Source organism: Desulfomarina profundi (genome assembly GCF_019703855.1).
Lineage (GTDB): Bacteria > Desulfobacterota > Desulfobulbia > Desulfobulbales > Desulfocapsaceae > Desulfomarina > Desulfomarina profundi.
In genome coordinates, this window is the sequence record NZ_AP024086.1 from 397,128 (window position 1) to 422,061 (window position 24,934).

General features: G+C 45.9%; 16 protein-coding genes, 1 tRNA gene and 1 pseudogene. 10 read left to right on the top strand and 8 right to left on the bottom strand.

Features of this window, described 5'->3' with window-relative positions; translation table 11 throughout:
• Positions 1-10: 10 nt before the first annotated feature.
• The 3 genes from LO777_RS01770 to rnr all read right to left on the bottom strand — a co-directional run bounded on the left by LO777_RS01770 (position 11) and on the right by rnr (position 6,423).
• Positions 11-3,298, bottom strand: a complete 3,288-nt coding sequence (locus LO777_RS01770) for a BTAD domain-containing putative transcriptional regulator (protein ID WP_228855868.1) — start codon at positions 3,296-3,298, stop codon at positions 11-13.
• On the bottom strand, positions 3,261-4,040 hold the full coding sequence (locus LO777_RS01775; protein ID WP_228855869.1) for an RNA methyltransferase: 780 nt from the start codon (positions 4,038-4,040) through the stop codon (positions 3,261-3,263). Before LO777_RS01775 ends, LO777_RS01770 begins: the two co-directional genes overlap by 38 nt.
• Positions 4,041-4,221: 181 nt before the next feature.
• Positions 4,222-6,423: a ribonuclease R gene (rnr, locus tag LO777_RS01780; protein ID WP_228855870.1), complete on the bottom strand. Its 2,202-nt coding sequence runs from the start codon at positions 6,421-6,423 to the stop codon at positions 4,222-4,224.
• 186 nt (positions 6,424-6,609) lie between these two features.
• Between rnr and LO777_RS01785 the strand changes: the two genes are divergently transcribed.
• The gene (locus LO777_RS01785) at positions 6,610-8,715 is read left to right on the top strand and encodes an HD domain-containing protein (protein ID WP_228855871.1); all 2,106 of its coding nucleotides are present in this window, start codon (positions 6,610-6,612) and stop codon (positions 8,713-8,715) included.
• A 36-nt stretch (positions 8,716-8,751) separates the two neighbouring features.
• Here the strand turns inward: LO777_RS01785 and LO777_RS01790 are convergent, their stop codons facing one another.
• Positions 8,752-9,279, bottom strand: coding sequence for a TSCPD domain-containing protein (locus LO777_RS01790; protein WP_228855872.1), 528 nt, complete (start codon positions 9,277-9,279; stop codon positions 8,752-8,754).
• Positions 9,269-9,853, bottom strand: coding sequence for a leucyl/phenylalanyl-tRNA--protein transferase (gene aat, locus LO777_RS01795; RefSeq protein ID WP_329955709.1), 585 nt, complete (start codon positions 9,851-9,853; stop codon positions 9,269-9,271). The genes LO777_RS01790 and aat overlap by 11 nt, the downstream gene beginning before the upstream one ends.
• A gap of 480 nt (positions 9,854-10,333) precedes the next feature.
• On the opposite strand from aat, the gene LO777_RS01800 reads away from it, so the two are divergent.
• Positions 10,334-12,127, top strand: coding sequence for an AAA family ATPase (locus LO777_RS01800; RefSeq protein WP_228855873.1), 1,794 nt, complete (start codon positions 10,334-10,336; stop codon positions 12,125-12,127).
• A gap of 98 nt (positions 12,128-12,225) precedes the next feature.
• Here the strand turns inward: LO777_RS01800 and LO777_RS01805 are convergent.
• Positions 12,226-12,301, bottom strand: a tRNA-Ala gene (locus LO777_RS01805).
• A 262-nt stretch (positions 12,302-12,563) separates the two neighbouring features.
• Here LO777_RS01805 and LO777_RS01810 point away from each other — a divergent pair.
• From LO777_RS01810 to rodA, 5 genes are all read left to right on the top strand, one after another.
• Positions 12,564-13,601, top strand: a complete 1,038-nt coding sequence (locus LO777_RS01810; protein ID WP_228855874.1) for a rod shape-determining protein — start codon at positions 12,564-12,566, stop codon at positions 13,599-13,601.
• Between the two features lie 179 nt (positions 13,602-13,780).
• Positions 13,781-14,659: a rod shape-determining protein MreC gene (gene mreC, locus LO777_RS01815; RefSeq protein WP_228855875.1), complete on the top strand. Its 879-nt coding sequence runs from the start codon at positions 13,781-13,783 to the stop codon at positions 14,657-14,659.
• 9 nt (positions 14,660-14,668) lie between these two features.
• Positions 14,669-15,199 carry a hypothetical protein gene (locus LO777_RS01820; protein WP_228855876.1) on the top strand — a complete coding sequence of 177 codons (531 nt, stop codon included), beginning with the start codon at positions 14,669-14,671 and terminating at the stop codon, positions 15,197-15,199.
• Positions 15,200-15,214: 15 nt separating this feature from the next.
• Positions 15,215-17,104, top strand: a complete 1,890-nt coding sequence (mrdA, locus tag LO777_RS01825) for a penicillin-binding protein 2 (RefSeq protein ID WP_228855877.1) — start codon at positions 15,215-15,217, stop codon at positions 17,102-17,104.
• Between the two features lie 18 nt (positions 17,105-17,122).
• Positions 17,123-18,244, top strand: coding sequence for a rod shape-determining protein RodA (gene rodA, locus LO777_RS01830; protein ID WP_228855878.1), 1,122 nt, complete (start codon positions 17,123-17,125; stop codon positions 18,242-18,244).
• 185 nt (positions 18,245-18,429) lie between these two features.
• Here the strand turns inward: rodA and hemH are convergent.
• A pseudogene (hemH, locus tag LO777_RS20885) lies at positions 18,430-19,367 on the bottom strand (ferrochelatase).
• Positions 19,368-19,786: 419 nt separating this feature from the next.
• On the opposite strand from hemH, the gene LO777_RS01845 reads away from it, so the two are divergent.
• The 3 genes from LO777_RS01845 (at position 19,787) to polA (ending at position 23,140) form a co-directional block, all read left to right on the top strand.
• The gene (locus LO777_RS01845; protein ID WP_228855880.1) at positions 19,787-20,320 is read left to right on the top strand and encodes a cold shock domain-containing protein; all 534 of its coding nucleotides are present in this window, start codon (positions 19,787-19,789) and stop codon (positions 20,318-20,320) included.
• 148 nt (positions 20,321-20,468) lie between these two features.
• Complete coding sequence (locus LO777_RS01850) at positions 20,469-20,921, top strand: PIN domain-containing protein (RefSeq protein ID WP_228855881.1); 453 nt, start codon at positions 20,469-20,471, stop codon at positions 20,919-20,921.
• Positions 20,906-23,140, top strand: coding sequence for a DNA polymerase I (gene polA / locus LO777_RS01855; protein WP_228855882.1), 2,235 nt, complete (start codon positions 20,906-20,908; stop codon positions 23,138-23,140). The genes LO777_RS01850 and polA overlap by 16 nt, the downstream gene beginning before the upstream one ends.
• Before the next feature lie 81 nt (positions 23,141-23,221).
• Here polA and LO777_RS01860 read toward each other — a convergent pair whose 3' ends face one another.
• Complete coding sequence (locus LO777_RS01860) at positions 23,222-24,511, bottom strand: citrate synthase (RefSeq protein WP_228855883.1); 1,290 nt, start codon at positions 24,509-24,511, stop codon at positions 23,222-23,224.
• Between the last annotated feature and the right edge of the window lie 423 nt (positions 24,512-24,934).

A 24,934-nucleotide genomic window follows, 5' to 3' on the forward strand; every position in this document is an offset into this window, starting at 1 on the left:
TGATGACGAGTTATCTTCTGCCGGTTCTGATTTCTTCCAGTATCTCTTCTATTTCTTCCCTGGAATATTCCGCACGCTGAAGTGCTTTTTTATACCTGTCAAGTACAGAACGGGCCTTCAGGAGATTATTGCTTTGTGTGTGCAGAGAATAGAGTAGAGTGGTCAGGTTTTCTTCGAGCAGATTTATCTGCAGGATTTTTTCTATCAGGGTAATTGCTTCTTCAGAGCGTCCCGACTCGACCATATGTCTTGCCCAGGCTGTTGTAAATTCCACAAAGAGGTTGACAAGCTCATCGTTATAGGCCAGGACCTGTTCACTTTTGAACGTGTCCTCCGGCATCATTCCCTTATACAGTGAAAATGCCGTGCGGAATTTACCGTATGCCTGGAGCCAGTCACCGTTTTTTGAGTGAGAAAGACCTGTTCGGGCAGCTTCAAAAAAATCAAGGCCATCTATTTCGTAGTTTTCCAGGCAGAGAATTCCCTTTTGTGTAAATAAATAATGTTTGACCGGAATCGGCAGGTGAGGTGACATCAGCTTGCGTAAGCGGGCCAACAGGGTATCAAAACTTTTTCTGGCGTTTTCCGGGCTGCTTTCCGGCCATAATTCAAGCTGTATCTTTTCCTGGGGAATACGCTGGCCTTTGGCGGTCACCAGAAGGCCCAGGAGTTCTCGCTGGAATGGAGTCAGGTCACGTGCTCTGAAAATGACTTTATCACGGATACTGACTTCAAAGCTGTCGAGAAAAGTGAATTTCAGCAATGGGATGGGTTCCCCGTCATCGGAGAAATTCACATGCAGTCGTCTGCGGGCAAGAGATCGTGCAAAGCTTTTTTCTATGTCTCTTTTAACCGCAAACCCGAGGAGTTTAGTCATCATTACCGGTTCCCAGCTCCAGAAGAAAGTGTAATCGTTAATCTTCATAAGGGAGAGGGCTGCCTCAAGATCATCGACTGGGCTTTCCGGTGTGCCCGATTCATAATTTAAATAACTTCTGTTCATCAGGCCGCAAAGAGTGAGGTATGTTGACGGGATTGACTGGGCGAGAGCCAGTCCCCTTTCGAGTGACTTTTTCGCTTTATCATACATTTTCAGGCGAGTAAAAACGGCTCCGGCAATAATATGGTGAAAGGCAATGTAGAAAGGCCCTCCGGCCCTGTCTCTGAGTTCTGTCGATTCTTCGAGCAGTTCCATACTTTTTTCGTGCGCTCCGGCAAGTACATGTCCGAAGGCCTGCCATTGCAGGAGTTGGCTGAGCATATGATCACTTGAGGCCGTGGAAGTGATACCGTATCCCCGTGCAAGGAGGTTGAGGCCTTCCTCAACCAACCCGCGGGCGAAGAAATTGCTGCTTGTCCAGATGAACAGGTATGGGGCGGCAACAGTCTGATCAATGACCGTGTGGTCAATGGCCTGTTGCAGGGCCGTCTGCTGGAGTTCGTAGTTCAGGAAGTCCCCGGTCATGGAGAGATGACAGAGATTCATAATTCTCATGGTAAGTTTGTTGGATTCACCGACAAGCGGGTCGTTCAACAGGGTAAAACAGATTTCAGCCTCCCGTTTGAATTTGGCCCGGTTACCACTCAGCAGTTCGATATAGCCCTGGATGAATCGAGTTGAGGCAATAAAGTTCCTGATGTCGTGGCGGGTGGCAAGAGTGCTTGCCATTTGAATAAAATGACGTGCTTTGTCCATATCACCGTTAAAAAAGCAATAGCCGGATGCCAGGTTTCTGGCGGCAATAATTGTTATGGGAACCGGCATTGTTTTTTTATTCTTTTCCAGAATGACTTCTGTGCGCAGCAGCAGTTCGGAGCCGACAGTATATTGACCGGAAATAACAAAATGGTAATAGATCGTTTGCGACAGTGTGAGCAGCTCGCCGATTTCTTCACCACTTTTTATGAAATCCCTGCGTGCTGAATCAAAGAAGGGCAGGGTGGTCTGGGGGGTGAAATCGACACGGAGAAGACCGGCATAGAGAGTGAGCCAGCTGTATTGGAACAGAGTCTTTTCCGGAATGCTTTGCAGAAGGGTGAGGATGGTGATTGTCTTGTTATCCGCAATCAGCTCCATACCTTTTTCCTGCAGAATGTTTGACATGGCATGAAAATCCTCACCGTTTCTATAGCAGGTCAGGGCTTTTTCCGTCATATTTCGTTCAAGGTAATATTCGGCTTCGCTACGGTGGATCTTTTTGATTTTCTCACTGTCAATTTGAAGATGGGCTCTTTTCTGAAGAAATTCCTGGAAGAAATGGTGGAAGCGAAAAACGTGCTTCCGGTCGTCGAGTTTGTAGATAAAGAAATTGGCCTGGCTCATATCAGACAGAACCAGGCTGAACTCTTCAATGCCGGTGATTTTGGTTGCAAGGTCTGCGGGGATTTCCTGCAGTAATGACAGTTCCAGAAAAGGGATGTGCAGGTGTTCGGGAATCTGGTCGAATATTTCTTCCTGAAAGTATTCGAGCATATGCTCTTTTTCACTTCTGTCATCTGCTGGAGAAACAGTATCATCAAGCCAGAAATGGCTTCTTCCGCTAATGGGATGACTGGCCAGGATAATGCCCATGACCCAGCCTTTCGTTATCCTCTGAATGGCAATCGCATCCTGTCTGCTTATTGCTTTGTTGAGAATAGTATTGCACAATTCTTCAATTTCTTCATTGTCAAAGGCAAGGTCTGTTGTGCTTATGTAGGCGATCTGGTTGCCGTTTCGAAGAATTTTACTTTTCAGTTCCAGGGGGTGTCGGCTGACAAAGATGAAATGGACTTTCGGCGGAGAAGTATCAATGATGTGTTCAAGGAGGTTGTTGGTGAGAGCTCCATACTCTATGCGATGGAGATCATCAAAAACAAGGTAAATATCAGTAGAGAGATATTGGTCCAGGTCCCTGAGGAGGATATTGGCACACCGGGCCAGGTCAAGAGGCCCGACACTGCCTTCATTGAGAATTGTTGTCAGTTGAGGCGAATAGAAATCAGGCAGGTTGGCCGTAAGGTTGGCAAGGAGAGAAGAGAGCAGCAGGACCGGGTCAGAGTCTTCCGGGCCGACCTGGTACCAGATGAAAGTGTTGTCATTATATTTAAGAAACTGGGAGACCAGTGTAGTCTTTCCCTGCCCCGCCTGGGCCTCAATAATTATCACCTTTTTAGTGTGGTTTTTCTCGGGAAGTTTTGCGGTGAGAATACGGGTCCTCAGCAGGGATTGTGATTCATCAATATGCGGGGGATAAAACTTATTGGACGGTATTGTGTAATTAAGACTGTTTGCCTCTGATTGTCTTGTGTTCATCATCCCGGTTACGCTCTGTCTTGAGGTGCGCTGAAAATTGCCGGCAAACTTTCCGTATGATATTGGTATCCTTGGAAGTGAGTTTGATCCGACCGAAAAAATGACGAATATTGTTCATCCAGTAGAGATGGTTTTTGTCGCCCAGGAAGTGGATGTGAGTCAAAGATTCCTGGAGACATGAATACATCGATTCCAGCTCGAAAGAGGATGCCAGTCTGGGGGCAGGTGACACGTCTCTCTGCATATGGATAATACCATAATAGAATTCATAGCAATGAATTGCAACAGCTTGCGCCAGGTTCAGTGAAGAAAAATCCGCCGTGGGGATGGCTGAAAGCAGTTGGCAGTATTTCAGCTCTTCATTGGTTAGACCACAATCTTCAGGACCAAAAACAATTGCAATCCGGTTTTCGGCAAGAGCAGGGAGTACGGATTCAGCAATCTCCCGCGGTGACTTTTCGGTCAGGCGCTGCCGGCCTCTTCTTGCTGTCGTGCCAATGATTACGGAAAAGGGGGAAAGGGCTTCTTTAAGTGTACTGTAACATGTTATATTTTCAACAATATGTGCGGCATTGTGGGTGGCGAGCCGGGCAATTGTTTCTCTTTCCGGCAGTTCGCTTCCAACGACCTGTAAACTGTTTATTCCCATGTTCCAGGCAATTCTTGCTGCCGCACCTATGTTTCCCGCATACTTGGGGCGCACAAGAATTATCGAAATATGAGAAAGAAGGTCAGTTTTGTTCATGGATGATTATTTGAAATCTTAAAGTTTATCTGAAAATTTCACCACGAAAGGTGTTTCTACCGCAGTTGGGATTTTTCTTGCCTGTTGTTCCCGGAGGGTATAAATGGCTGAGCCCTTGGCGCCGACCATGTCGGCTTAAGAAAACAGGCAGGTAAAAAAAAATGTTGGCAGATACCAGTTCCTATAGTGGAATGAAATGAATTCTGTTGCGGGTGTAATCCACGTCAAGCAACTGGATGTTGATACAATCACCTATCCTGTAGATATTACCACTTATTTCCCCGATGAGCCGGTGATTTTTTCCGTCAAACAGGTAATAGTCGTCTTTTAGATTTTCCAGTCCGATGGAACCGCTGATGCCGCTCTCTTTTAATTCAACAAACATCGCAAAATCGGTGATTCCGGAGATAATTGCCTGAAACTTATCTCCAATTCGCCTGCCCATGTACCGTACCTTCAGCCGTTCCGTCATTTCCCGTTCCGCCTTGACTGCGGTCCTTTCCCGGTTAGAAAGAAACTCAGCCTTTTTCTGCAGATGAGTGGTGTCTCTTTGAGTTACACGATTGTTTTCCAGGATGGCTGTCATGAGTTCCCTGTGGACAAGCAGATCCGGATAGCGCCTGATGGGAGAAGTGAAATGTGTATAGTTCTGCGAAGCCAGGCCAAAGTGACCGATATTCTCAGGGCTGTATCTGGCCTGTTTCATGGTTCTCAGCAGGAGGTTGTTGATCAGGTATTCAGTGCTGGTGCCCCTGCACTGTTCGACGATTTCTGCATACCATTCCGGTGTATTGTTTTTTGGGGGCAGGTGGACATTCAGGGTTTTGGCAAATGTACAGAACTCTTCCACTTTCTCCTGATCAGGACGTTCGTGTATCCGGTAGAGTCCCTGGATCTGCTGTTCTGTGAAGAAGCTTGCGACAGCTTCGTTGGCTGCCAGCATAAATTCTTCGATCATTTGATGGGCGAAATTTCTCTCAATAATTGAAATGGCCTTGATTTCTCCATTTTTATCCAGGGTAATTGCCGATTCGGGAACAGTAAAACCAATGGAACCACGCTGCTTTCTTTTTTTCAGAAGGATCTCTGCAAGTTTCCGGGCAGTTCTCAGGAAGGTCAGATAAGCTTTATGTTCTGTCACAGTTTCCGGGTCGTTGTCGATCAGTATTTTTTTAACCGTGGTATAAGTGAATCGTTTTCGACTGCGGATAATCGATCTGGCAAATTTTTTCCCAAGGAGGTTGCCTTTCGTGTCGTAATCAAGGATGGCCGTTACCGTAAACCTGTCTTTTTCCGGCAGGAGGCTGCAGAGATCATTGGATAGTTTTTCCGGCAACATGGGAATTACCCGACCGGGAAAATAGATGGAGGTGCCTCTTTCGTATGCCTCTTTGTCAAGGGCAGAACGGGGACGGACAAAATGGCTTACATCAGCAATTGACACATAAAGTTTGTACCCTTTGTCAGTCTTCCGGACGAAAACTGCATCATCAAAATCCTTTGCGGTCTCTCCATCGATTGTCACATGGCCGATATTTCTGAGGTCCAGTCTGTCTTCAGAAAGGGAGGAATCTTCGGAAAGGTTTTCCGTTTCTTTCAAGGCACGGTTACTGAAGGTGTGGGGGAGAGAAAATTTTTCTATAACCAGCCTCATCTGAACATCCACACTGGCAGGGTTACCGAGTATTTCGACGATTTCACCGTGAATTGAATCAGTTCTCCGTTCTCCTCTTTTCAGTCTTACAATGACAGCTTCCCCGTTACGCGGGGTACCGGATCTTTTTGACTTGTCAATGGTGATGTGAAAAGGGAAGCGGGGGTCTTCAGGAATGACGATGCCGGGGTCCGAATAAAAACCTGACAGAGTCTTTTTGCCATGGGACAGAACCCTTATAATACTGCCTTCAGGGCGATTCCGGTCACTCTTTTTTTTCTTCTGTATCAGACGAAAAAGAACCTGATCGCCATGCTGGGCTGATCCCATCTGTGACCTGGAAACATAGGGATCGGCAGTGAGGGCTTGTGCCTTGTCAAACGGCGAAGCCTGAGTGATAAACCCAAATCCTTTGGCATTTTTTTCCAGAGTACCGGTATAAAGAGGAGCTCTGGAGGTAAGAGTGAACCTGTTTTTTCTGTCTTTTCTAATATGATTGGATTCAATAAGTAATTGAATTGAATCGTGTATATTGACTCTTTTGGTGTTATTTTCTGCAATGAAATCTGACAGTTCTGCGGCAGACATGGGCCTTTTTGACCGGGAAAGAGCTGCAAGAACAAGGTTCTTGCCTTTGTTCTGCAGATTTTGAGTATTCCTTTTCGTGCTGTTATGATTATTGTGTTTAACGTGTCGTGATGGTTGACGAAAATTTCTTTTTTTGGACATATGTGTTTTTTTGTTTTCTCCTGAAGAGGAATTTTGTTAATCTGCTAAGATTATGGTTTGGTAAAATAGTTACTTTTAAAATATCAGAAAAATACTGAAATGTAAGGGGAATAACCTGGATGTAGATGATTTTGCTTCTGGGGGTTCGTATTTTGTTTTTCAGTTTTTTCAATAAAACAGGACAGTATGCGTCGAATTCCATTTGATCTTGAGCTCTATCGTAACCAGATGAAGGCGTTGATCGGGGATACCCCCGGTGAAAATATTTTCTGGGAAGCTCTCGATTTTGCCACTGAAGCTCATTTTGATCAATGGAGGCGTTCGGGGGACGCTTACATCCTTCACCCATGTTCAGTTGCCAAAATTCTGGCGGAAGAGCTGGATATTCTTCATCCGGAAATTCTCTCTGCTGCCCTTCTGCATGATACGGTTGAGGATGTGGAAGAGGTTACTGCAGAACTTGTCGGTAAGAAGTTCGGAAATTATGTTCAGGCAATTGTTGAAGGCTGCACCAAGGTCACACTCGCCTCAGGTGATAAACAGACCATCGCCAAACGTACACACCGGAAAATTTTTTCCGGTGCGGCTCTCAGGCCGGAGGTTATGCTTGTCAAGCTTGCTGACAGGTTGCATAATCTGCGTACCCTGAAAGTGCTGCCTAAAAGTAAACGACAACGCATTGCCGATGAGACTATAGACATCTATGCACCTTTGGCAACCGTTTTCGGGTTATTTAATTTAAAAAGGGAGATGTATAACCTGGCACTTCAGTATAGATTTCCACGTCAGGGGAAAAATTTAAATCATCATATAAAGCAGTTGCAGGATTCTCCTGTGGGTCGAGAAATTATTGAAAAAGTGGAAATGGCTGCTGCCGATGCCGGGCTTGATTGCCGGGTAACCCTTCGTGCCAAAAAACTCTGGGCCTACTACGACAGTTCAAACAGTATTTTACTCAAGCGCATTGATACACCGGTGGAAATTCTCACAGTTGTGGAAAGTACACAGGCCTGCTACAGCGCACTGGGAATAATTAATCAGACATTTCAGCCGATTCCGAGGACGATACGCGATTTTATATCAAATCCGAAACCCACGGGATACCAGGGGCTGCATGCCCGGGCGATTATAGAGGGACAGAAATACCTGTTTAAAATACGTACAGACGAGATGGAACGCCGGGCCCAGAGAGGACTGTTTCGAAACTGGAGCTCTCTTGCAAAAAAACAGGGAAAGTTTATTAAAGAAATCCAGGAAATGTTCGATATTCTTGGATCTGAAGACGGTGTTTCCTACCGGGATGTTATCGCGGCAAGCGGGAAAAAGGAGATCTATACCTATACTCCAAGGGGGGACCTGATCTGTCTGCCGGTAAATTCTACGGTGCTGGATTTTGCTTTCAGGGTTCATACTGATATTGGTCACACCTGCCTGGGGGCCATGATTCGCAACAAACGTCTGCCTGCGGAACATATGTTACACGATGGTGACATGGTGCGCATTATAAGATCGGAAAAGCCTATCCGGTTCGAGCAGTATATTGTGAAGTTGTGTAAAACACCGCGGTCGAGGAGTGAGCTGGCAAAAGGTTTTCGGGAACGACGGCGAAAGGTCACCAGAGAGGTTGGCTACTCTATCCTGCGCCAGGAGATGCTGCGGTACGGCGTTCCTTTTGATGTTCTCCAGAATGAGAAACTGCCCGAGCTTTTTGATCATTTTTCAATTGAATCCCTGGATGAATTATACAGTCGTGTGGGAGAAGGGCGACTTCGTCTCCAGGATGTGATAGAAAATATAAAAAAAATTCTCTTCGGGGGTGTCTCACCTCTAGTGACTCCCACCGGAGAGTTTAATAAAATTGAACTGACAACACTTGATCCTGTGTCTGTCAAACTTTCCCTGTGCTGCCGCCCTGATCCCAGTGCCAAAAATAATTGTGCCCTGTTGACCAGGAAGGGGTTGTCCGTCCATAATAAGAAGTGCAAACGATTTCTTGAGCTGAGTTTCCAGCGTGAAGATGCGGTAAATATCTCATGGAGGATGAAGGAAACACTGGTTCGAAAAAAGCAGATCTTATACGTACTGCGGGCTACAAGGGGTGAGATCCTGGAGGTTATCAGCAGGGCGCCGGTAGAGCTGGAGATGCAGAGTCTGCAGATGCTTTCCAGTTACTCAGTGTTGCAGCCGGCCTGGGAGCTTACGTTTAAGGCTCCCACGCTTTATATCTTACAGAAGGTCATCAGGCATTTTGAAAAATCACATCTACCTTTTGAGTTTTATCTTGACTACTGATACGGATTACAGCTGAATTCCGCATCCAGTTTTTTATTACTGCTCACATTTGCTGTAATTACTGAGTACTCTGCTCAACATATCAGGAAGATCATTTTTCTGCCTGGAGCTGCGGCGCAGTTGGGTCAGTGTTTTTTCCAGGGTCAGTCGTTCTCCCATGAAAACATGACGAAGGATAAGAGAAATAAGCCGAGTGATAGTTGTCAGGTTGGATATTCTTGACTGGAGGTGTTGGTCGCGGTCAAAGGCCGTTGAAGCAAATATTTCTACGGGTGCGCCTTCCAGTTCGCTCACCGAGACATACCAGGTATTTCTTTCCCTGTCAGTTGTGCGATACCGGATAGCGTCCAGTTCTTCGGGAAGTTCCGGGTCAGATTCTTGGTTCTGGAGTGAATCAGGTTGGAGCCCGGAGAGTTTTGCGAGTTTTTCAAAATAGTTTTCATCTGATTTTAAATGGTCGACAACATTGTGACAGGTGGAACACAGGGTGGTATTGTCTCTGGTTGTGAGTTTTCTTTTTTTCCCGCAGGCTGGGCAGGGTGAGGTCTGGGATTTAGATGTCATTTTTCCACTTTCCGTCCGGAGTAGTTTTCTTGATATATTTCAGCAAACAGTGTTGAAACTCTTTGCCTGTAATTTCTCTTGCTCCAAAGCTGAGCAAAAGGTCAGTTTTCATCTGGCAGTCGATAATCCGGTACCGCATTTTCCTAAGGTAAGTAACAAGTGCGATAAGGGCAAATTTTGATCCGTTTGTGACGGTTGAAAACATCGATTCCCCAAAAAAAACACGGTCCAGGGAGAGGCCGTAAAGGCCACCGACAAGTCTGTTGTCCAGCCAGCATTCAACTGAATGGCAGAACCCCATATCGTGCAGTTGAAGATAGGCCTGCTGCATTTCTTCGACCAGCCAGGTATCTTCACCCCTGTCCTGCCTTGTCCTGGCGCAGGCGGTGATAACCTGTTTGAAACATAAGTCAAATGTTGTAATTGTATTCGTTTTTCGCTGATATCGCTGGAGCCTTTTCGGAATCTTGAATTCATCCACAAAGAGGACAAGGCGAGGTGAGGTAAACCACCATAAAAGGGGGTCTCCCTCTGAAAACCAGGGGAAAATACCGGAACTGTAGGCGGAGAGGATTCGCTCGGGGACAGGTCACCGCCAATTGCCAGAAGGCCGTTTTCTTCCGCCAGATCAGGATGGGGAAAAATCTTTTTGTTATTGAGAAGAAAAACGGACATTGCAGAAATTCTGTCTTAAAAGGTTTATATGGACAGGAAAAACCATTCTGTAATTTACCATTATTGTGAAAGTCTGCAAGCCGGAGTTGATTTCTCTGCAATTGCAAGAAGTTTTGGTGATTATCCTTTTCCTTTTTTGGCGTGGAGTGTAGTATATATTGAAAGATGAAAATAGTCGATGCTGTTTGACAGGACAGGGCGATGGGCTGCAGATTTTCCGACTGACCAGTTACGTTTATGCCTTTGGGGGTAACAGGTGACGAAAATCCCCGTTGCGGTTCACCGACTATCCGTAGTGGAATTTTCAGGCAAACATGAAGCCTCCATGGATTGAGGGATAACGTTTTGTTGTGATGATTAATCCTACTTTGTAACGTCAATGGAAAACAATTCTGAACAGAGTATCCAATCCATTTTTCCCGTAACATTAGAAGATGATCAGTTTTTCGGAGGGGGTGGCCGGGGGCTGCTTCTTGAAGAAATGGTTCAGGTTGTAATCCAGGGCATCCCTCTGCTGGTACTGACGGGCGATGAAGGGAGCGGTAAAACCGTTATCTGTGAAAAACTTGAGAAGCAGGTGAAAGGGGATTGTCAGGTCGTCTTTTTTCCCCGGACAGTGGAATCTTTTGAAGATGTTATCAGAATAATTGCCACTGCCGTTGGTATTTCCAACAGTGAAATTACGGATGGAAGCAGCCTGAGAGATCTTCTAAAGGCAATTGCCGGATTTCTTCTTGAAGAAAACAGAAAGCTGTTGATTATTTTCGATGAGGCTGAAAATATCTATCTGGCGACCCTTGAGCGCATTCGGAAAATGCTGGGACAGATGACCGAAGCCGGAGTGCATCTCTATGTTCTTTTCTCCGGCAGGCCTTCTTTTCTTGAAAATTTTGATCAGTTGGTTATCTGCGATTTCAAGGCTGTGGAAGAAAGACACTTTCGTCTGGAACCTCTATCTCCAGAGGAAACAGCGACCTTTATCAGAGGAAGTTGGAACTTGATGTCCGGACATCTTTCTGTAAAAGAGCCCGATGGAGATGTCATAGAAAGAATTATTGAAATTTCCCAGGGAAATTTCAGGATGGTGAAAAAATTGCTGGCAGAAGTTATTGCTCCCCAGGGTGATGATACTTCCTTCATGGTTTTGCTTGACACAGTTGCAATTGATGAAGAAGAGCCCGCCGCCCGCTGGAAATGGCCCGTGTTTTCATTGAAGGGAGTAAGAGATGATTTCATTTTGAAACCTTTGTTGCCCTGGTTCAGTGGGATAATCTGTCTGCTGCTTGTCTTGTTCTTTGTCTTGAGAACATCAAATCACGAAAATGAAAAGATACACCCTCTGCAGGTTTCGGAGAAACCAGTGCAGCTGGACCGAATGGCTCAACCGCAAAAAGCAAATAAAAATCCAACTGCGGCTAAACGATCTTCTGTGACGGGATTCCCAGATAATCAGGAAAAAACCGTTTCCGAAATCAGACAGGCAAAAAAGAAGCAGGTTCCTGTGGCAGCCGGGATACCAGATAACGGCAGGCAGTCGCTGCCGGCTGGTGTGAAAGGCGAGAAAGAAGAAGAACAAAAACCGGTTCAATCGGTACTTATTCGGCCGGTAGAGAAAATTGATGTGGCTACCCGGGAAACAATTCCGGAAAAGAAAAAAGACGGCAAAAAACCAACGCACACTTCTCAGATAGTTCTGCAGAAAGATCCTGTAATTGAGCTTCATCCTTCACCATACATCAAAAGGAAGGTCGGTCGGAAAATAGAGGCCAGGAAGAGTGTCATCAAGGTACGTCCCCGTTCCGAAGTACACCGGGCAGCGAAAGGCACCAGGCAGACACCTGAGCAGCTGTATCTGGCCAGACTGGCTGCCGGAAATTTGTGGCGCAGTGGTTCCCGGGACAATATGTATACTATTCAGCTGATGGCTCTGACGGCACAGGATGCAGAAAAAAATTTCAAACAGATGCTGGCTCAGGATGATTACAGACGGGTAGCGCACAATTTTTTTATTTTCAGGAAAAAAACCAGGCCGCGGACTCTTTTTGTTTTTTATGGTGAGTATCCGACGATAGCCCAGGCAAGGAGCGAGAGAAAATCGATCCCGAGGTTTCTACAGAAACACAAGCCCTATGCCATTTCCATCAAAGGGGCTGTTGCCAAAGTGAGAAAATAAAATCAACTGAGTGCTGAAACGGCTCTGAATATGTCACGGAGTAGATGAAAAGCAAAACGGGGTTGGAACATTACTGCTCCAACCCCGTTCTATATTTCTGGTGGAGCTAAGGGGGATCGAACCCCTGACCTCTTGACTGCCAGTCAAGCGCTCTCCCAGCTGAGCTATAGCCCCAGAAATTGACGCTTGCGCAAAAACTCGGGTATCATTACCAGGGATTTTTCCATGTGTCAATACCAATTGGATATTCTTTTGGTGCATTGTCCATATTTGTTGCCAATAAAAAAGAGGTTTGGTATGCTTCGAGGTTCTGTGAAGGAAGTTTTATCTGCCTGAAGAATCGGAGGAAATTTACCCAGTCCGACGGGTTTTTAGTATCCATCAACCAGAGATATAAAAAGCTGTTTTAAAATGCTTTTATAATAAGGAAATATTTATGTATTCACCATTTAATTTTTTGTTTGGCTGGCTCTCCAATGACCTGGCCATTGACCTGGGAACAGCAAATTGTGTTCTGTATGTTAAGGGAAAGGGGATAGTTCTCAGAGAGCCTTCTGTTGTGGCAGTGCGGCAGGATGGACGTATGAATAAAGTTCTTGCTGTGGGGCAGGAAGCAAAAATGATGCTGGGGAAAACACCGGGAAATATAACTGCCATAAGGCCCATTAAAGATGGAGTCATTGCTGATTTTGAAGTAACAGAAGCCATGCTGAGGTATTTTATTAACAAAGTTCACAACAGAAGGACTCTTGTTCATCCCAGAATCATGATCTCTGTTCCTTCAGGAATCACCCAGGTGGAGAAAAGAGCTGTCAAGGAATCGGCTGAGTCCGCAGGCGCAAGAGAAGTGTACCTTATTGAAGAACCTATGGCTGCAGCCATAGGAGCCGGTCTTCCAATTACTGAGCCGACAGCCAATATGATAATTGATATTGGTGGTGGTACCACCGAGGTGGCCGTTATCTCTCTTGCTGGAATTGTTTATGCCAAATCGGTGAGGGTCGCCGGTGACAAGATGGACGAATCCATTCTTCAATATATCAAGAGAAAACATAACCTGGCAATTGGTGAGAGGACTGCCGAGTTGATAAAAACCACTATCGGTAATGTTCTGCCGGAAGAACCCTTTGAGACAATGGATATCAAAGGCCGTGACCTGGTGTCCGGCGTTCCCAAGACTCTGAAAATAACAGCGGAAGAGATTCAGTCGGCCATCGGGGAACAGGTTGATGTGATTGTTGAAGCTGTTCGGGTGGCTCTGGAGGTAACTCCTCCTGAGCTTGCTGCTGATATAGTTGATAACGGTATTGTCCTGACCGGCGGTGGAGCACTGTTGAAGAATCTGGATAAATGCCTCAAGGAAGCCACTGGAATGCCGATTATCGTAGCTGAGGATCCTTTGTCTTCCGTGGTGCTCGGCTCTGGAAAGGCACTGGATAATCTTGATATACTCAGAGAAGTAACCATTGATTAGTTTATGCCTGTCCACAAACGGTCTTTTCGCCCGATCTCTGTGTCATGCTGAAAAATAACTCTTGGGATATTCTGTATATACACGTGCTTATTTTTCCGCATTCCTTGACCTCGCACGAAAATATTCATATCCGGACAGGCATGAGCTTCCCATGAATTTTTTCCATTCAGATTGGTTTGGTGAGAAAAAAAAGTAAAAATAGACCCGGAAGTTCATATTTTGCAACCTTCAGGGTCCTCCTTCTTCTGTCGATTCTGCTGGTTGTCGGCCTGTTGCTTCTTGGTTCGATGTTTGTTGGTTCTTTTGGAACTCCGCATCAGCTGACTCTTGATTTCATCGGGCCACTCCAGAGTGCGGTGACTAAAACCACCAGCGGTATTACTGCCATTAAGAATGACTATATTGCTCTCTGGAATGTCCGTAAAGAGAACAAGAGGCTGCATAACCTTGTTGAATATTACCTGACCGAACTGGCTAAGTATAAAGAAGGGTACAGTTCCTATCTCCATCTCCAGGAGCTGCTGGAGTTTAAGAAACAGCTCTCTTTTAAACCACTGACAGCCAGAGTGGTTGGCAAAGAACCGGCATACTGGTATCAGACCATTGTCGTTGATCGCGGCAAAAATGATGATGTTCTCGACGGGATGATTGTATTTACACCTGCGGGAGTCGTCGGGCAGGTTATTCATACAAGTGAGAATTATTCCAAAGTGTTGCTGGCCAATGCCCCGAGCAGCGCCATCGATGCGATGATACAGAAGAACCGGATCAGGGGTATTCTCAAGGGAGCTGGAGAAAAAGGCTATATTCTCCACTATGTATTGAAAAATGCAGATGTGAGTGTCGGTGATGAGATTGTTACAGCCGGTATCGGCGGTTTGTTTCCAGCCGGGATGGTACTGGGCAGGGTTTCACTGGTACATAAAGGGAGACGGGGAATGTTTCAGGAGATAGAGGTGAAACCCGCTGTTGATTTCCAGAAACTGGAGGTTGTACTTATTGATCCCACTGACCGAAAAAAGATTCTCCAGGAGATGAATCTGTCCACAGAGAGGTGATGACGGGGGATGCTTCTGTTCTTATTTTGGATCCTTGGAGTCGTTCTGATTGTTCTGCAGACTACAGTGCTGCAGACAGTATCATATGAGACGGGGACTCCGGATCTTGTTTTTATTCTTGTTGCTTTCACAGGGTATCGTTTTGCCTGGATTCCAGGGATTATTCTTGCGTTTTCCATTGGCTGGATAATGGATATTGTCGCAGGAATTCATCTTGGTTTTTACCCTTTACTCTGTCTTCTCACTTTTGCTTCCCTGAAGTTTCTGACAAGTAACAGCCCGGTCAAGGAATCCATGTACCAGATACCCCTCGTGGGAGCCAGTTTTTTTCTTATTCAGATGTTCTTTTATTTTGTCTATTCTCTTACTCTGCCGGAAGTTTTACCGGAATGGTCCTGGGCGCTTACGAGCAAAAGAACCGCTCTTGTGATAGTTGCGGCGATGCCTCTCTTCATTTTGTTCAACGCCCTGTTCGAGTTTGTACAGAAGCGGAAAATACGATCCAAACCGTTTCGGAGAAGATCCAGTGAATCTTTGTAGCCAGGTGGTTTGACAATGGGTTTTAAACTCCCCCTGAAAGAGATGGAAGATATTGCGGAACGCGATGATGCCGCCCTGGATCAGTTGAAAAAGAGACTCATGGGCGCGGCTGCAGTGATTCTTGTGTTCTTCGGGATCATTGTTTTGCGTCTGTGGACTTTGCAGATCAACAGCGGCAAAGAGTATGCTCAGCGTGCATACAGTAACAGGGTTCGTGAACGGGAAGTGGCGGCACCCAGGGGACATATTCTCGATAGAAAAGGAAAGGAAATTGTAACCAACCGACCATCTTTCAACGTAGTTCTCATCAAGGAAGATTCGACCAATCTTGGGGATGTTCTGACCAGGCTGTCTCCTGTTTTGAAAATGGATGTATCTGAATTATGGGAGAAAATCCGCAAATCAGCTGGTTCTCCAAAATATCTTCCTGTCAGGTTGAAGGAAGATATCGACTGGAAAACCCTGGCGTATCTTGAAAATCACAACCATGAATTTTCCGGCATCCGTACCGAGGTGCAACCCGTAAGGGTGTATCATTACGGGAACCTGGCTGCCAATACCCTTGGTTATCTGGGTATTATCAGCAAAAAGGAGCTGGAGAAAGCAGATCAGAAAATTTACAAGGGGTCCGACCTGATCGGCAAGGCGGGATTGGAAAAATTACGGGAAAGAGATCTGCGCGGGGAGAAAGGGATCTATTTTTCGGAGGTAAACGCCAGGGGTTTTGAGCAGCAGCTGCTGAAATCGGTGGAGCCCCTTCCGGGGAGGGAAATCCATCTTACCCTGGATGTGGAATTGCAGCAGATAGCTGAAAGTTATATGGAGGCTGGTGAAAAATCAGGCGCAGTTGTGGCCATGGAGGTGAATACGGGAAGACTTCTGACTGTTGTTTCCTCACCATCCATACGGATAGAGGATTTTATCGGAGGGATATCGGTAAAAAACTGGAAGGCACTTTTGGAGAACCCGAAACATCCGCTGATAAATAAAGTCGTTCAGGCAAGTTATCCGCCCGGTTCCACCTACAAAATGGTGACCGCCCTGGCTGGTCTTGCAAAGGGAGTAATTGACGAAGATACTGTTTTTTATTGTCCGGGCCACTACAGATTCGGCAATAGAACATACAGATGCTGGAAACACAGCGGACATGGGCCTGTCAATCTGAAAAAGGCCATCAGCCAGTCCTGTGACGTATATTTTTACCAGGTGGGTCAGCGCGTGGGTGTTGATGGTCTTGCTGAATTTGCCAGAAAGCTCGGGTTGGGAAAGAAGACCGGGGTTGAGATGGAACACGAAAAAAGCGGTCTTGTTCCCACTAAAGAATGGAAGTTGAGAGTCAAGAAAAAAAAATGGCAGGAAGGAGAGACCCTGTCCATTGCAATAGGTCAGGGATTTGACCTGGTTACACCGCTGCAGATGTGTGTGATGACGGCAACCATTGCCAACGGTGGAAAAGTATATCGCCCCCAGCTGGTTGAAAAAGTAGTTGATCCCGAAGGTAATATTGTCGAAAACTTCAAACCGGAAATTGTAAACGAACTTGTCGGGCTTGATCGGTTTTTCAAATTGATCCGTGAAGGAATGGAAGAGGTTGTCCAGGGAAAACGGGGAACAGCCAGGCGTGTTGCCATTAAAAACCTGAGAATTGGCGGAAAGACAGGAACGGCACAGGTTGTAAAAATTGCCCAGTACCGTCACCTGAAAGAAGCAAACATCCCCTATAGATACAGGGATCATGCCTGGTTTACCTGTTTTGCACCTGCAGAAAAACCTGAAATCGCGGTGACCGTCCTCGTGGAGCATGGTCTCCATGGCGGGTCAGGTGCGGGACCGATAGCAAGAGCGGTGTTGAAGGAATATTTTTACAATCGTCTTCATAACAAAGAAGTTTCTGAAGAACAGTAAATTCGGGGTTGTTGTACGATGATTAAAATTGACAGAAGGTTGTTTGAGAACTTTGATATTATTCTTATGCTGTTTATCTGCCTGGTCTGCACCATGGCACTCTTCAATCTTTACAGTGCCTCCTATCCTCCCAAGGCATATGGAACGCCGGCGTATATCCGTCAAAGCTACTTTTTTCTAATGGGATTTGGTGTATTTCTTTTTCTGATAAGTTTTGACTATCAGGAGCTGCACTCCTGGAATTATCCCTTTTATGTTTTAATTGTGGCATTGCTTATTTTTGTATATTTCGCAGGGGCTAAAGCCGGGGGTGCGCAACGCTGGATTAATCTCGGCTTTTTCAAGCTGCAGCCTTCGGAGCCCGCCAAACTCATGCTTGTAATCACTCTGGCGAGTTTTTACTCAAGAAAGGAAGTGGTTGATGGTTATTCGATAACCCAACTGGTTATCCCTGTCCTGCTGACTGCCCTGCCTTTTCTGCTGATCCTTCTTCAGCCTGACCTGGGAACAGCGTTGATGCTCGGTATAATTTTTGTGTCGATGACTGTTTTTGTGAAACTGCGGATGTCGACTTACCTGACAATGGGTGGGTTGGCACTGGTTCTTGGTGTTTTTGCCTGGGAAAAGGTGTTGAAGCCCTATCAGAAACAACGGATTCAGACGTTGTTCAGCCCGGATAATGATCCTATGGGGCATGGATATCAGGTATTGCAGTCAAAAATTGCCATAGGCAGTGGAGGGAAATTTGGCAAGGGGTATCTTGAAGGAACCCAGGGACATCTCCATTTTCTTCCGGAACGGCACACCGATTTTGCTTTTGCAGTCTGGGGAGAGGAATGGGGGTTTGCCGGTAGTCTGATTTTTCTTGGGATCTATTTTATGATGCTGCTCTGGGGAATTCATGTCGCCATGGAGGCAAAAGACAGGTTTGGAGTGCTCCTTGCCTACGGGGTCGTGATGCTGATTTTCTGGCAAGCGGTGATAAATCTCCTGATGATCCTTGGGTTTCTACCCGTTGTGGGCATTCCCCTTCCCCTGGTCTCCTATGGTGGTTCATCCCTGCTGACTACCATGCTCGGGCTGGGTATCCTGATGAATGTCCGGATGCGACGGTTCCAGAATCTTCAACCTGAACCGTAAAACCGGGTTCCGTAAATTTTTTTTAATTCAAGGCCTGATGATCTCGTAAAAAGTCGTTTAACATTCTCAGATGGACTCTGGAAAAACTTCGATATACAAGGCGTGGCGGTGTCGTGTAAGCGCAGGCGTACATATGGTACGTCGAGCATTACACGATCACCCCACAACGCAGTAGATCGGAGTTTTTACGAGTCCATCAAGGCCTGAAGAACCAGTTGCTTAAGGCAGAGGATGAATTGAGGATGGTCGTTTAGCGGTTGGGTCGAATGAAGACGCATCCCCAGTTTTTCTGCTTTGTCCCTGTAGAGTATGTTGATTTCATACAGCGTCTCCAAGTGGTCGGAAACAAAACTGATGGGAACCATGAGGAGATTTTTTGTACCCGCCTCTGCCTGCTGTTCCAGCATCTCAGGAGTGGAGGGCGATAACCATTCCACGGGGCCGCTTTTACTCTGGAAACAGAGTTTTCCGCGGAGCCCTGTCAGTTTTTCAAGGGCAGAAATTGTTCTGTTGAGGTGGTCCACATAGGGGTCGCCGTCCCTGATAAATGAAACCGGTAGGCTGTGGGCGCTGTAGAGTATCTGTACGGTTTTATCATCCCCATCAAATCTGCCAATGCCTGCATGGATAGAATCTGCCAGAGCTTTAATATATTCAGGTTGATCAGGATAGGCGTCAATGATTTTCAGTGGAAGATTCCGGGCCAGTTTCTGCAGGTGTTTTTTGAGATGATTGACGGAAGAACCTGTCGTGGCTCTGGAGTAATGCGGGTAGAGGCTGACAGCAATGATGGAATCAACCTTTTCAGCCAGCAGATAAGACAGGGCTTTATCGGCCATGGGGGCCAGTAGCGCATGGCAACAGCAACCGTGTAATCACCTCCTTCTTCGGCAAGAGCTTTTTCAAGAGCGGCAGCTTGACGTTGCGTCAGGGAGAGAAGGGGAGAGCCGCCACCGATCCGGCTGTACATGGCTCTGCTTTTCGGGGCGCGTTTACGGGCAATAAAATAGGCCAGAGGTTTTTGCAGAAGAGACGGACCAAGCTGGATTATTTCCCGATCCGAGAAAAGATTGAAGAGAAAAGGTGCAACATCTTCCTGTCGTTCAGGTCCACCCATATTCATGAGTATTATTCCTGTTTTTGAGTATGATGGAGTCACTGTTCTCGAGTTTTTTCTGAATACCTGTGAAAGACAGCCGGATTGGAGATATGATTCCCATATCTATAACGCCGGTTCCGAGTAATAAATGGCTGAAGTATATTTCGAAAAAATTATTCTACTAAGAAAGTGGATCAATAGCCAGCCCTGATGAGAACTATTACTTAAATGTAATCCTGAGGGTGGTTCTCTTTCCTGAAAATGGGTCCCGACCTTGATTCTCCTGAACGGGGAATATAGTATAATAGAAGGCAGGGTGATTTTATTGAGGTAGGTTTGTCAGTGACGTTGCCTCCAGAAAATTACCCAGCTGGGATGCGCCGTAAGGTGCGTTTGGGGAAACAGGGAATTGCCCCTGTTTTACTACAAGATGGAGGAACTCTATGGAACTTAAGATCGAAGCCCGAAATGTTGAGTTGCGCAAAGGTTGGCAGGCTAGAATTCAGGAAGAAAAAGAGAAACTGATTCGGCATTATCCTAATTTTGTTCTCCATTTGCGTGTCAGCATTGAAGCCACTACCCACCATAAGGAGGGAGGGTTTGAGATCAAACTTGTAGCATCGGTACCGAATGATACAGTTGTTGTAACCCGTAAGGGAGAGGCAGTCCGGCCTGTTTTGACAGAATCTTTTGATGTGCTGACTTTACAGTTAAAAGAGATCCAGAGAAAGAAAAGGAAATCAAAAAAAAAGTCCGAACACGTTATCCCTCACGATGGAGTGGGCATTATAAGGAAGCTCTCCCCCTATGAGTCCTATGGTTTTATTACATCAGCTGACAAGAGAGATATTTATTTCCATGAAAATGCATTGAAGAACATTAATATGGATGATCTTGAAGAAGGAGACAGCGTTATTTTCGGTGAATCATACGGAGATAAAGGGCCCCAGGCAACCTGGGTGAGAGCGGCTGAATAACAGAAAAAAATAATATTTCAAAGATGTGAAAAAGGCTCCGGGATGTTTATCCGGAGCCTTTTTGTTTTTTGTTCCCCTCCATTAAAAGTTAATGGTATTGTGTTGCGCATATTACTTTTAACATCAATGAGCTGTTCAGGAGACTAATGTGAAAGATGAGATATACCTGATTGACGGCAGTGCCTATATATACCGTGCCTATCATGCTATTGCACCTCTGTCGAACAGCAGTGGGATGCCTACCCATGCTGTCCTCGGATTTATTAATATCATCAAAAGAATTATGCGGGAAAGGGAACCGCGTTTTCTGGCAGTGGCGTTTGACAGCAGAGGAAAAGTTTTTCGTCATGATCTTTACGATGAGTACAAGGCAAACAGGCCGCCGATGCCGGAAGATTTGTCCGTGCAGATTCCTTATATTCAGCAGTATGTCGAAAATGCAGGTATACCGATTCTGAAGGAAACCGGGGTTGAGGCGGACGATCTCATCGCTTCGGCGGCTTTGAGATTGAGTAGAGGAGGTAACAGGGTTGTGATCGTTTCTGGGATAAGGACCTGTTGCAGCTGGTGGGGGATAATATTGTCATGTGGGATCCAATGAAAGACCAGACCATGACAAGGGAGGAGGTCGAAAAAAAATACGGAGTTCCATTGGAATCGCTTCTTGATACCTTTGCTCTTATGGGGGACAGTGCGGATAATATTCCGGGAATTCCAGGTGTGGGGCCGAAAACAGCAGAGAAACTTATCTCGACCTATGGTTCTCTTGAGGGAGTTTATAGCAATATAGATTCCATGAAAAAATCCAAAATGAAGGAAAAAATCATTGCCGGAAGAGACGAGGCCTATCTCTCAAGAGATTTGATACGGTTGAAAATGGATGTCGATGTCCCGGAAGGACCGGATGGATACAAACTTCAGAAACCGGATGATGAGAAACTCGCTGCAATGTATGGGGAACTGGAGTTTACAGCACTTCTGAAAGGGATTGATACGGCAAAATCCGTCCCGGTCGAGGGGTTTGTGATCATCCGGTCCCCGGAACAGTTGCAGGAAGTGGTGGAGAATCTGATGGAAAAACCGGTTCTTGCAATTGATACTGAGACAACATCACTGAATGCAAGGAATGCAGGACTGGTAGGAATCTCCCTGGCCCCTGATCTTTCCACGGCGTATTATATCCCAATGGGACATCTTGGAAGTGACGGAAAGCCGCGCCATGATCAACTCTCCGGCCACATGGTTTTGGAGGTACTGACACCATTACTTCTTGATGGGAAAAAAATAATTGTCGGTCATAATCTCAAGTATGATCTTACTGTTCTTCAGCGGCAGTGGAATATTGAACCGGCAGGCAAGCTTTTTGATACGATGATCGCTGCTTATCTAACAGAGAGTGGTGGGCGTTCATTGAAACTTGATGATCTCTGCCGGGAGCGGGGCGTACGTCTCACCTCTTTTTCAGAAGTTGTTGCCGACGATAAACGTGAAAACAGTTTTGCCCATGTGGATATAGACAGAGCTGGAATGTATAGCTGTGAAGATGTCTATGGCGCATTGCTGCTCTTTGATGAGTTTAACAATTTGCTCGTAGAAAAAGATCTTGAAGCTCTCTTTTTTGATGTGGAAATGGAGATTGTCTCTATTCTGGCGGTGATGGAAATAGCCGGAATATGTATTGATGAAAATGTTCTGCAGAAACTATCCAGTGAATTTTCTTCGAAATTGCAGAAGCTTGAGGAAGAAATACACTTCCTTGCCGGACGTGAATTTAACATTAATTCTCCCAAGCAGCTTGGGCAGATACTTTTTGAAGAACTGGAACTGCCCCATGGCAGAAAAACAAAGACCGGTTATTCCACCGATGTCAAGGTTCTCGAAAAACTCGCCAAAAAACACCCTTTGCCGGAAAAGGTGCTACGTTACAGAACGCTGACAAAACTGCTTACCACCTATGTGGAAAAATTAAGCCAGTTGAAGGATCCGGTTACGGGAAGGATTCATACCTCTTTCAACCAGGCAGTGACGGCAACCGGTCGTCTGTCCAGCAGTGATCCGAATTTGCAGAATATTCCTGTTCGAAGTGAAGAGGGAAACCGTATTCGTGAAGCCTTTGTGCCGGAAAAGGGGCTGGTTTTTCTGGCTGCTGATTATTCTCAGATTGATTTGAGGGTTCTGGCCCATTACTCTGGAGACAGGGCGTTGACCCAGGCATTTCTACAGGGCGATGATATTCATACCAGAACTGCAGCGGAGATTTTCAGTGTCTCTCCTTTGCTTGTGAACGTGGAAATGCGGCGGGTTGCAAAAAGTATTAATTTCGGCATTGTGTATGGAATGAGCAGTTTTGGTCTATCCAGTCAGCTGAATATCAGCAGAAAGGAAGCACAGCGGTTTATTGATCGCTATTTTCATCTCTATTCAGGTGTTGAAGAATTTATGGTGAAAATAGTGGAGGAGGCCAGGGAAAAGGGGTATGTAACAACATTGCTTAAGCGGCGGAGATCAGTTCCGGAAATTCATGCCAAGAATAAAATAAGACGGGAATTTGCTGAACGAATGGCAATCAATACGCCGATACAGGGAACAGCGGCGGATATTATCAAGTTGGCAATGATCAGATGTGACAGGGCCATCGACAATGCCGGATTGTCGGCAAAGATGTTGCTGCAGATTCACGATGAGCTTGTTTTTGAGTTGCCAGAAGCAGAACTGGAAGCAACACAATCCGTGGTGAAAGAGGCTATGGAAAATGCCTTGGAGCTTGCTGTTCCGCTGGTTGTCAACTTTGAAACGGGAAAAAATCTGGCAAAATCATAGAGAGCCGGATCGAGAGAGGAGCTGGAGCGTCCTTCCAACTGCTGCAGCTCTTCTCTGCCATGCATTCTCATCAGGTCCAGGTTACCTGTCCTTCATAGGGACGAATTCTCTTTTTATTTCGCCTGTGTATATCTGCCGTGGCCTGCCAATCCTGTCCCTGTCTTCCTTCATCTCAGTCCATTGGGCGATCCAGCCGGGCAAACGGCCCAGGGCAAACATGACCGGGAACATATCAGTGGGAATTCCCATTGCCCTGTAGATGATCCCACTATAGAAATCCACATTGGGATAAAGATTCCGCTCGAGGAAATAGTCATCACTGCTGACCCGTTCCTCCAGTTCCTTGGCGATATCGAGAAGGGGGTCATGCAGTTCGAGTTTTTCAAATATATCATCACATGCCTGCTTAATGATTTTTGCGCGGGGGTCAAATGTCTTATAGACTCTGTGACCGAAGCCAGTCAGCCGGAAGGTGTCGTTTTTGTCCTTTGCCTTTTCGATATATTTTTCGAAATCCTTGTCATCTGCATAGATGTTTTCGAGCATCTCTATAACAGCTTGATTGGCACCCCCATGCAGCGGACCCCACAGCGCGCTGACACCAGCTGAAATGGAGGCGTACAGGTTTGCCCCGGAACTGCCCACGAGACGTACTGTTGACGTTGAGCAGTTCTGCTCATGATCAGCATGAAGTATCAGAAGTTTGTTGAGGGCTGAGACAATTTCCGGTTGTATTTTGTATGGCAGGTTTGGCCGGTCAAACATCATGTTCAGGAAATTTTCACAATAGTTCAGCCTCGGACTCGGATACACCAGGGGATGGCCAATGCTTTTTTTATAGGAAAATGCCGCAATGGTCCGGGTCTTTGAAAGCAGACGCGCAGCTGTGACCGTGTATCCACCGTAGGGATCATCATCTTCATCCATTTCCGGATAATAATTATGCAGGGAATTGACGGTTGTTGACAAAATGGACATGGGAGATGCATTTGGCGGGAAATGATCAAAAAAATGAATCATGTCCTCATGCAGCAGGGCAAAACGGCGCATATCATGTTTGAATGCTTCAAGGGCTTCGAACGTGGGGAGTTCCCCGTGGAGAATGAGATAGGCGACCTCGGTGAAAGAACAGTTTGCCGCCAGTTCCTCAATGGGATAACCGCGGTAATTGAGAATGCCTTTTTTTCCATCGAGATAAGTAATGTCTGATGTACAGGAAGCCGTATTCATAAATCCGCTGTCAAGTGTTATGAAACCGGTTTCCTTGAGTAGGCTTCGGATGTCGAGAGCCTGCTCACCCGTTGTAGCCTGTATAATAGGTAGCTTGTAAGTCTTTCCTCCAATGGTGAGTTCTGCAAAATCGCTGGACATGGTTTACCCCTCTGTTGTCGAAATGATGATTTCTTCAGTACACGCATTTCGAATTTATTGATGTGTTCATTATTGTTCCGGCGATCTGATAGAGTAAAGATCATTACTGTAAGCCCCAGGTTCCGCTGGAACCTGCTTCACAGTAGATCCTGTCATGAAGATTTGAGAATGAAGCCGGAAGGAATTGCTGTCTGCTGTTTTTCCCTTTCACGGGATGATCTGTTCTGTAAAAAACACAAAAAGAACAAGAAGCAGACAGGTACACATTCTCCCTGGAAAAGTGAGAATGTGTCATTTGAATGAACTCTGATTCTCAGATAATTTCTTGTCGGCAGAATTCACGCAGAAAAGAAATTATGTAACTCGTTGATAGTATTGTCCTGTACAAATTTGTAAGTAATTCTTATAACACAGATTTGACAT

Coding starts and splice junctions, on each gene's coding strand:
- LO777_RS01770 (WP_228855868.1), bottom strand. CDS start 3,298: ATGATGAACACAAGACAATCAGAGGCAAACAGTCTTAATTACACAATA.
- LO777_RS01775 (WP_228855869.1), bottom strand. CDS start 4,040: ATGAACAAAACTGACCTTCTTTCTCATATTTCGATAATTCTTGTGCGC.
- rnr (WP_228855870.1), bottom strand. CDS start 6,423: ATGTCCAAAAAAAGAAATTTTCGTCAACCATCACGACACGTTAAACAC.
- LO777_RS01785 (WP_228855871.1), top strand. CDS start 6,610: ATGCGTCGAATTCCATTTGATCTTGAGCTCTATCGTAACCAGATGAAG.
- LO777_RS01790 (WP_228855872.1), bottom strand. CDS start 9,279: ATGACATCTAAATCCCAGACCTCACCCTGCCCAGCCTGCGGGAAAAAA.
- LO777_RS01800 (WP_228855873.1), top strand. CDS start 10,334: ATGGAAAACAATTCTGAACAGAGTATCCAATCCATTTTTCCCGTAACA.
- LO777_RS01810 (WP_228855874.1), top strand. CDS start 12,564: ATGTATTCACCATTTAATTTTTTGTTTGGCTGGCTCTCCAATGACCTG.
- LO777_RS01820 (WP_228855876.1), top strand. CDS start 14,669: ATGCTTCTGTTCTTATTTTGGATCCTTGGAGTCGTTCTGATTGTTCTG.
- mrdA (WP_228855877.1), top strand. CDS start 15,215: ATGGGTTTTAAACTCCCCCTGAAAGAGATGGAAGATATTGCGGAACGC.
- rodA (WP_228855878.1), top strand. CDS start 17,123: ATGATTAAAATTGACAGAAGGTTGTTTGAGAACTTTGATATTATTCTT.
- LO777_RS01845 (WP_228855880.1), top strand. CDS start 19,787: ATGGAACTTAAGATCGAAGCCCGAAATGTTGAGTTGCGCAAAGGTTGG.
- polA (WP_228855882.1), top strand. CDS start 20,906: ATGTGGGATCCAATGAAAGACCAGACCATGACAAGGGAGGAGGTCGAA.
- LO777_RS01860 (WP_228855883.1), bottom strand. CDS start 24,511: ATGTCCAGCGATTTTGCAGAACTCACCATTGGAGGAAAGACTTACAAG.